The organism is Corynebacterium lemuris, assembly GCF_024919295.1.
Lineage (GTDB): Bacteria > Actinomycetota > Actinomycetes > Mycobacteriales > Mycobacteriaceae > Corynebacterium > Corynebacterium lemuris.
The window spans coordinates 662932-670057 of record NZ_JANWTC010000001.1; the positions used below are offsets into that span (position 1 = coordinate 662932).

Below are 7126 nucleotides of genomic sequence, written 5' to 3' on the forward strand. Positions count from 1 at the left end.
ATGGTACCCGTGGCCGGGGGCGCAGAGGTTATTTTCCGGCGTCGGTGCCGCTGTCGTCCTCGTCGTCGGTGCCGCTGTCGTCCTGCTCGCGCAGCATCTCCTCGAGCTTGGCGAACTCCCGGTTGAAGTCATCCATGTCGTCTTCGCCGAGAAGACCGTCGATGAAGTCGGCGGAGTTGTCCAGATGTTCGGCGGAAGGCAGCAGGTCAGGGTGTTCCCACACGCTGTCGCGGCGCTGCTGGCCGACGGCGACATCCACGCGACGCCACAGCTCCGCGGCTTCGGCGACCTTCGGGGCGGCCAGTTCGATGCCGACGATCTTGGCGAAGGCCTGCTCGGCGGAACCCCCGGTGGCACGGCGGCGTCGCCACGCCTCGGTCATCGCGCCGGTGGAGGGGATGCGCTCACCCATGGCCTGGGTGACCACATACTCCACCCAACCCTCGACGAGGGCGAGCAGGGTCTCCAGACGGGAGACGGCCTGGGCGTTACGGGAGCTGATCCGCGGGGAGAGGTCCATGCCCTGCAGACGCTGCATCGCGTCCTGGATGGCCGCCGGGTCACCGGACTCCAGGTTGAGCTCCCGGGTGGCCTCCTCAATATGGGAGGTGTCGATGACCAGCCCGGCGGCATACTCCTCCACGGAGGAGACCAGCTGCTCCACCAGCCACGGCACGTGGTGGTAGAGACGCTGGCGGGCGGATTCGCGGGCGGCGATGTAGACCATCAGCTCCTGGCCCGGGACATCGAGCTCGCCCCCGGCTGCCGTGATGTTGGTCGGCAGCAGGGCGGTGACATCCGTCGGCGCCACCGGCAGGCCGAAATCGGAACCGGTCAGGGCCTGCTTCGCCAGGTCACCGAGGGCGTTGCCCAGCTGCATGCCGAAGTTCATGCCGGACATCTGGTTCATCATCTGCATCATCGGGCCGACCATCTCCCGGGCCTCCTCCGGCAGGGAGGCGAGCTGGGCGTCGTTCATGTGCTCGGCCACCGGTGTGACCAGACGCTTCCACATGGGCAACGTCTCGGCCAGCCAGTCCTCGGGGTTCCACGCCACGACCCGACCCCCGGAGGTCGGCAGCTCGGTACTCCCGTCCAGCCACAGGTCCGCCAGTCGCACGGCCTCCTCGACCGCGGAGGTCTCCTGCGCGCGGACAGCCGAGACCTGTCCGATCTGCTGGCGGGCGATGCGCTCCGCCAGCGCGTAGTTCACGGGCCCCTGGCCCTCGGGGGAGTTCATCGAGGAACCCATGCCGGAGAGCATCTGACCGAACTGACTGAGCATGTCGCCCAGCCCGCCCGATCCGTCCGCCCCGCCGAAGCTGAACGGGCCGAAGGGATTCTGGTCGCGACGCGACTTGTCGTCGTCGTCATCGTCGCCTGGTCCGAAGGAGAAGCCGAATCCGCCTGTATTCATGGCTCCCAATCTACCGGGCGGCATGCGCCACAAGCCATGAGGTGGGCAACGCTGACAGCGAACACAGGTACCCTGATTCACCGTGAATGCAACGCCGACCCGTGCCAGCCGTCGAATCCGGACCCTCGTCTGGGGGGCCGTCCCCGTCCTCCTGCTCACCGCCCTGGTGTCCATGGACCGGATCCCCGGCACGGACATCTCCCTGACCGTGCCCTATGCGGCGGAAGGACCGGGCCCGATGTTCGACACCCTCGGCGCCGTCGAGGGCATTCCGGTCGTCGAGATCGACGGTGCCCCCGTCGACGACACCACCGGCGAGCTGCGCATGACCACCGTGTCAGTGCGTTCCAACATGACCCTCGCCCAGGCACTCAGCCGGTGGTTGACCACCGACGACACGCTCGTCCCCGTCGAGCAGGTCTTCCCGCCGAACATGAGCCCGGAGCAGATCGAGCAGGCCAACCGGCAGGCCTTCACCTCCTCCGAGGCCGCGGCGACGGTGGCCGCGATGAACCACCTCGGCCGTCCGGTGGAGATCACGGTCGTCGATGTGCTGCCCGACACCGCGGCCGCCGGGCGCATCGAGGCGGAGGACGTCATCGTCGCCGTCGACGGGCAGACGGTGGACCAGCCCGGCCAGGTGCAGGAGATCGTGCGTGCGAAGGAACCCGGCGAGCCGGTCACCCTGGAGCTGCTGCGCAGTGGGGCGCAGGTCAGTGAGGAGATCGAACTGGGGGCCAACCCGCAGAACGAGCAGATGGCCATGCTCGGTGTGCTCATGGGATCGCAACCCACCGACGGGGTGGACGTGAACTTCAACCTGCAGGACATCGGGGGACCGAGTGCGGGCATGGTCTTCTCACTCGCGGTGATCGACAAGCTCTCGCCGGGTGAGCTCAATGCCGGGCGGAAGGTCGCCGGCACCGGCACCATCTCCGAGGACGGCGCCGTCGGTTCCATCGGCGGCATCGAGCACAAGGTCCGGGCCGCCGCCGCTGACGGGGTGGAGCTTTTCCTCGCGCCCGCCCCCAACTGCGCCGAGGCGGTCAGCGGGCTCGGCGGTGACAACGACATGGTCGTGGCGAAGGTCGCCACCCTGGACGAGGCGATCACCGCGATGGCCGACTTCGGGGCCGGCCGCGACGTCGAGACCTGCTCCTAGTTCTCGGGGTCTGCGGTCTCCTCGGGTTCCTCCTCGACCGCGGGCGGCTCCGCAAGGCCGAGTTCGTAGATCTTCTCCTCCGGGTCCACCCGATCCGAGGAGACCATCTGCTGCATGACCAGACCCTTGTCGTTGTCCACGACGGTGATCACGGCGGTGGTGCCCAGCGTCGACCAGCCGACGACCTTGCGGCCGGTGTCCTCCACCACCCGTGAGCTGCGGAGTTCGGTGATCAGCTGGGTCGTCGACGCCGCCTTCGACATCGACTCGAAGAACTGGAACTGCCCCACCTCCCGACCCGAGCACTCCCAGGCGTTGTCCAGTCCGCTGGCGTTACAGGAGTCGAACTCCTCGAACAGGCTCGCCGGCGCCATGGAGGAGAAGATCTCCTGCACCTCGGCGACGTCCTCGGGCAGCCCCGCCCTGCTTGTCGACGTCGCCGTGGTCTCCGTCGCCTCCGATGTCTCGACCGGTGTGGTGGTCGTCGTTGAGGCGGCGGTAGGGGAGGGGGCCGGCGAACTGGTGGCCGGCTCCGGCTGATCCCCGGAGGTACACGCCGTCAGGCCGACGCTGAGCAGAACCGCTGCGGATGCGGCGGTCAGGCGGGCAGGGCGTGGGAATCGCACGGGGGCACAGGCTCCTTGGAAGTGATGGTCCAGGACAGTCTAGTCGAGGTGCTCCGGGTCCTGCTCAAGTCCGTAACGCAGTGCCTGGAGCACCCCGGGGGCGACTTCCGGGCCGCCGCGCAGCTCGATCTTGTCCTCGGCAAACGGGCCGGCCTCGGCCAGCTCCTCCTCGGTGGGGCGCAGCTGGAGCAGCGTCAGTTCGACGTCCTCGGCGCGCAGCACCCCGGAGAAGAGTCGGGCGGGGCGGGCCGGGGCGTCGCCGAGCGCGGCGTCCCGGAACATGATCTCCTGGGCGAGGACGACGCCCGCGATCTCCTCGGGCCAGGCCAGGCGCGACATGTAGTCACCGAGTTCCTCTGAACCCGGGAGGATGTGTTCCGGCAGGTCCTGGACCACCAGCGTCAACGGCGCGGCCTCATCCGGATCTGACAGCTGATCGGCGAGCAGTCGCGTCGGGACCAGCGCAAACAGTGTCGGGGCGGCATCCCAGCCCTCGGCGTGGACGAACTCCACCGCCTCCAGCATCGCCTGGTTGAGTGCCTGCGGGGTGGTCTCGGGAACTGTCATGGTCAATCCTTCGTTGGAAACGCAGAGGTGTACTTCTCTAGGCTAAGGACAGTACACCGGCAGAAAACTAGACCTCATTGCTTAGGAGAAGGATTTGGCCACCGGCCTCTCACAACCCTCCCCATCCGTAAACAGACCACCCAGGGTACTGAGCTGGATCATCGGCATCATCGCCGCACTGTTCATTCTGGCTCCCCTGGCGATCGGTTTCTACACCGACTGGCTCTGGTTCGGTGAAGTCGACTTCCGGGGCGTATTCACCAAGGTGCTGCTCGTCCGCATCGCCCTCTTCTTCGTGTTCGCGCTCGTCGCGGGCTTCGTCGTATGGCTCGCGGGCTTCTTCACCTGGCGCAACCGCCCGGACAGTCTCGAACACATGGACCTCAACTCACCGGTCCATCAGTACCGCCAGGCCCTGGACAAATCTGTCCGCGGCATCCTCATCGGCATCCCCGTCGTCGTGGGCATCTTCGCCGGCTTCATCGGCCAGGGCACCTGGCGCACCGTGATGATGTTCATCAACGGCGAATCCTTCGGCGTCGACGACGCCCACTTCGGTAACGACCTCGGCTTCTACGCTTTCACCCTGCCGATGCTGCGGATGGTCGTGGACACCTTCTCCATGCTCCTGATCGTGGCCTTCGTCATCGCCCTGATCGGCCACTACCTGCTGGGCAGCATCCGGATCGGCAACCAGGCCATGGGGATCAAGGGACACATCTCCCGCGGGGCCCGTGTCCAGCTCGCCGTGACCGGTGGCCTGTGGATGCTGCTGCAGGTCGCCTCCTACTTCCTGGACCGCTACACCCTGCTCTACTCCAGCCAGGACACCTTCACCGGTGCCAGCTACACCGACATCCACGCTGTCCTGCCCGCCAAGATCATCCTCATGATCATCGCCGTCTTCGTCGCCGTGGCCTTCTTCTCCGCCATCGTGCTCAAGGACCTGCGGATCCCGGCGCTGGCCGTCGTCCTCATGCTGCTGTCCTCCTTCGTCATCGGGGTGGCCTGGCCGCTGATGATGGAGCGCTTCTCCGTCCAGCCCAACCGTGTGGCCAAGGAATCGGAGTACATCTCCCGCAACATCGAGGCCACCCGCCACGCCTATGGTCTGACCGACTCGGAGGTCAGCTACCTGCGCAACTGGGGTGCGGAGGGCGCCTCCGACGACGAGGTCGCCGCCGATGAGGCCACCATCTCCAACATCCGCCTGCTGGACCCGGAGGTCCTCGCTCCCACGTTCACCCAGATGCAGCAGCTGCGTAACTTCTACGGCTTCCCGGAGACCCTCGCCGTCGACCGTTATGAGGTGGACGGTGAGCTGCGCGACTTCGTCGTCGCGGCCCGTGAACTCGACCCGAACGCCCTGAGTGAGAACCAGCGCGACTGGATCAACCGCCACACCGTCTACACGCACGGCAACGGCTTCATCGCCGCGCAGGCCAACACCGTCGATGAGGCGGCCCGGGACGCGGGTTCCACCCGCGGTGGTTTCCCGGTCTTCACTGTCTCCGATCTGCAGACCAATGCCGCCCGTGAGGCTGTCGAGGATGCCGAGGAACTGGGCATCAAGGTCGATCAGCCGCGCATCTACTACGGCCCGGTCATCGCCAACGCCGCCGACGGTGCCGACTACGCCATCGTCGGTGACAACGGCTCCGACCCGGTCGAGTACGACACCGACAACTCCTTCTACACCTACGACGGTTCCGGCGGCGTCGACATCGGCAACATGTTCAACCGTGCCGCCTTCGCGCTGCGCTACCAGGAGATGAACCTCATTCTCTCCGACCGTGTCCACGGTGACTCGAGGATCCTCTTCGAGCGTGACCCGCGTGCCCGCGTGGAGAAGGTCGCCCCCTGGCTGACCACCGACTCCAAGACCTACCCGGCCGTCGTCGACGGCCGCGTCAAGTGGATCGTCGACGGCTACACCACCCTCAACGCCCTGCCCTACACCGAGCAGACCTCGCTGACCGAGACCACCGTCGACGCCCTCAACCCCGACGGCACCAGCCAGCGACTGATCACCGACAACGTCGGCTACATCCGCAACTCCGTCAAGGCCACCGTCGATGCCTACGACGGCACCGTCGAGCTCTACGAGTTCGACACCGAGGACCCGGTGCTCAAGGTCTGGCAGGGCATCTTCCCGGACACCGTGAATCCGGAGAGCGAGATCTCCGACGAGCTCCGCCAGCACCTGCGCTACCCCGAGGATCTGTTCAAGGTCCAGCGTGACCTGCTCGCCCGCTACCACGTCTCTGACCCGGGCGTCTTCTTCACTAACGACGCCTTCTGGTCCGTTTCTGAGGATCCGACTGCCCCTGAGGGCCGGGACGCCCTCAACCAGCCGCCCTACTACGTCGTCGCGGCTGATCCGGAGACCGAGGAATCCAGCTTCCAGCTGATCACCCCGTTCCGTGGCCTGAACCGACAGTTCCTCTCCGCGCACATGGCCGTCAGCTCAGACCCGGAGACCTACGGCAAGATCACCGTCCGTGTCCTGCCCACCAACACCCAGACCCAGGGCCCGAAGCAGGCGCAGGACGCCCTGATGTCCTCCGACCAGGTCGCCCGCGACCGCACCCTGTGGGAAGGCACCAACGAGCTGCACAACGGCAACCTGCTCACCCTGCCGGTGGGTGGCGGTGAGATCCTCTACGCCGAGCCGATCTACTCGCAGCGCAAGAACCAGGAATCGGCCTTCCCGAAGCTCCTGCGTGTCCTGGTGTCCTACAAGGGACGCGTCGGCTACGCCCCGACGATCTCTGAGGCACTGGCACAGGTCGGCATCGACCCGCGCGCCGCCCAGGACATCGCCGGCGCCGAGACCCCGACCGTGCCTGAGCCGGAAGGTGAGGAGGCGGCCGAGGAAGAGACCACCACGGACCAGCCGGCCACCGCCGCCGGCACCGAGGGTGAGGCCATCGAGCGCATCAACGAGGCACTGCGCAGCGTCGAAGGCGCACGCTCCGGTTCCTTCGAGGACTACGGCCGGGCACTGGACGAACTCGACCGCGCGGTCGAGGAGTACCAGACACTCAACGAGGGGAACTAAACCCTGGTTGGCCGGGAGATTTGCAAGAATCTCCCGGCTCTGGGTATAGTTCAACATCTGCAGCAAAGCGGCCGGAAGGTTGCGGAGTTGCACGGTGAAGTGAATATCACCCGACGCGGGGTGGAGCAGCTCGGTAGCTCGCTGGGCTCATAACCCAGAGGTCGTAGGTTCGAATCCTGCCCCCGCTACCAATTCCGACAGCCCCCTGGACCTTATGGTCCAGGGGGCTTCGTCGTGTCCGGAAGTGGGGCGGATTCTGAGGGTCGTTGCAACGCTCGTGCTTTTCAGGTGAT

5 protein-coding genes and 1 tRNA gene are annotated in these 7126 nt (G+C 66.4%); 3 read left to right on the top strand and 3 right to left on the bottom strand.

Annotated elements, in window-relative coordinates:
- Positions 1 to 28: 28 nt before the first annotated feature.
- Entirely contained in the window at positions 29 to 1417 is a 1389-nt protein-coding gene (locus tag NYP18_RS03335) for a zinc-dependent metalloprotease (protein WP_259426733.1), read from the bottom strand.
- A gap of 82 nt (positions 1418 to 1499) precedes the next feature.
- Between NYP18_RS03335 and NYP18_RS03340 the strand changes: the two genes are divergently transcribed.
- The gene (locus tag NYP18_RS03340) at positions 1500 to 2579 is read left to right on the top strand and encodes a YlbL family protein (RefSeq protein ID WP_259426734.1); all 1080 of its coding nucleotides are present in this window, start codon (positions 1500 to 1502) and stop codon (positions 2577 to 2579) included.
- Here the strand turns inward: NYP18_RS03340 and NYP18_RS03345 are convergent.
- Positions 2576 to 3205: a hypothetical protein gene (locus NYP18_RS03345; RefSeq protein ID WP_259426735.1), complete on the bottom strand. Its 630-nt coding sequence runs from the start codon at positions 3203 to 3205 to the stop codon at positions 2576 to 2578. The genes NYP18_RS03340 and NYP18_RS03345 overlap by 4 nt on opposite strands.
- Positions 3206 to 3244: 39 nt before the next feature.
- Positions 3245 to 3772 carry a PPA1309 family protein gene (locus NYP18_RS03350; RefSeq protein WP_259426736.1) on the bottom strand — a complete coding sequence of 176 codons (528 nt, stop codon included), beginning with the start codon at positions 3770 to 3772 and terminating at the stop codon, positions 3245 to 3247.
- 94 nt (positions 3773 to 3866) lie between these two features.
- Here NYP18_RS03350 and NYP18_RS03355 point away from each other — a divergent pair, with 94 nt between their 5' ends.
- Together NYP18_RS03355 and NYP18_RS03360 are read left to right on the top strand one after the other, a co-directional pair.
- Positions 3867 to 6833 (top strand): UPF0182 family protein, encoded by a 2967-nt coding sequence (locus NYP18_RS03355; protein ID WP_259426737.1) that lies wholly within the window; start codon positions 3867 to 3869, stop codon positions 6831 to 6833.
- A 114-nt stretch (positions 6834 to 6947) separates the two neighbouring features.
- Positions 6948 to 7024: transfer RNA gene (locus NYP18_RS03360), tRNA-Met, on the top strand.
- Positions 7025 to 7126 lie beyond the last annotated feature (102 nt).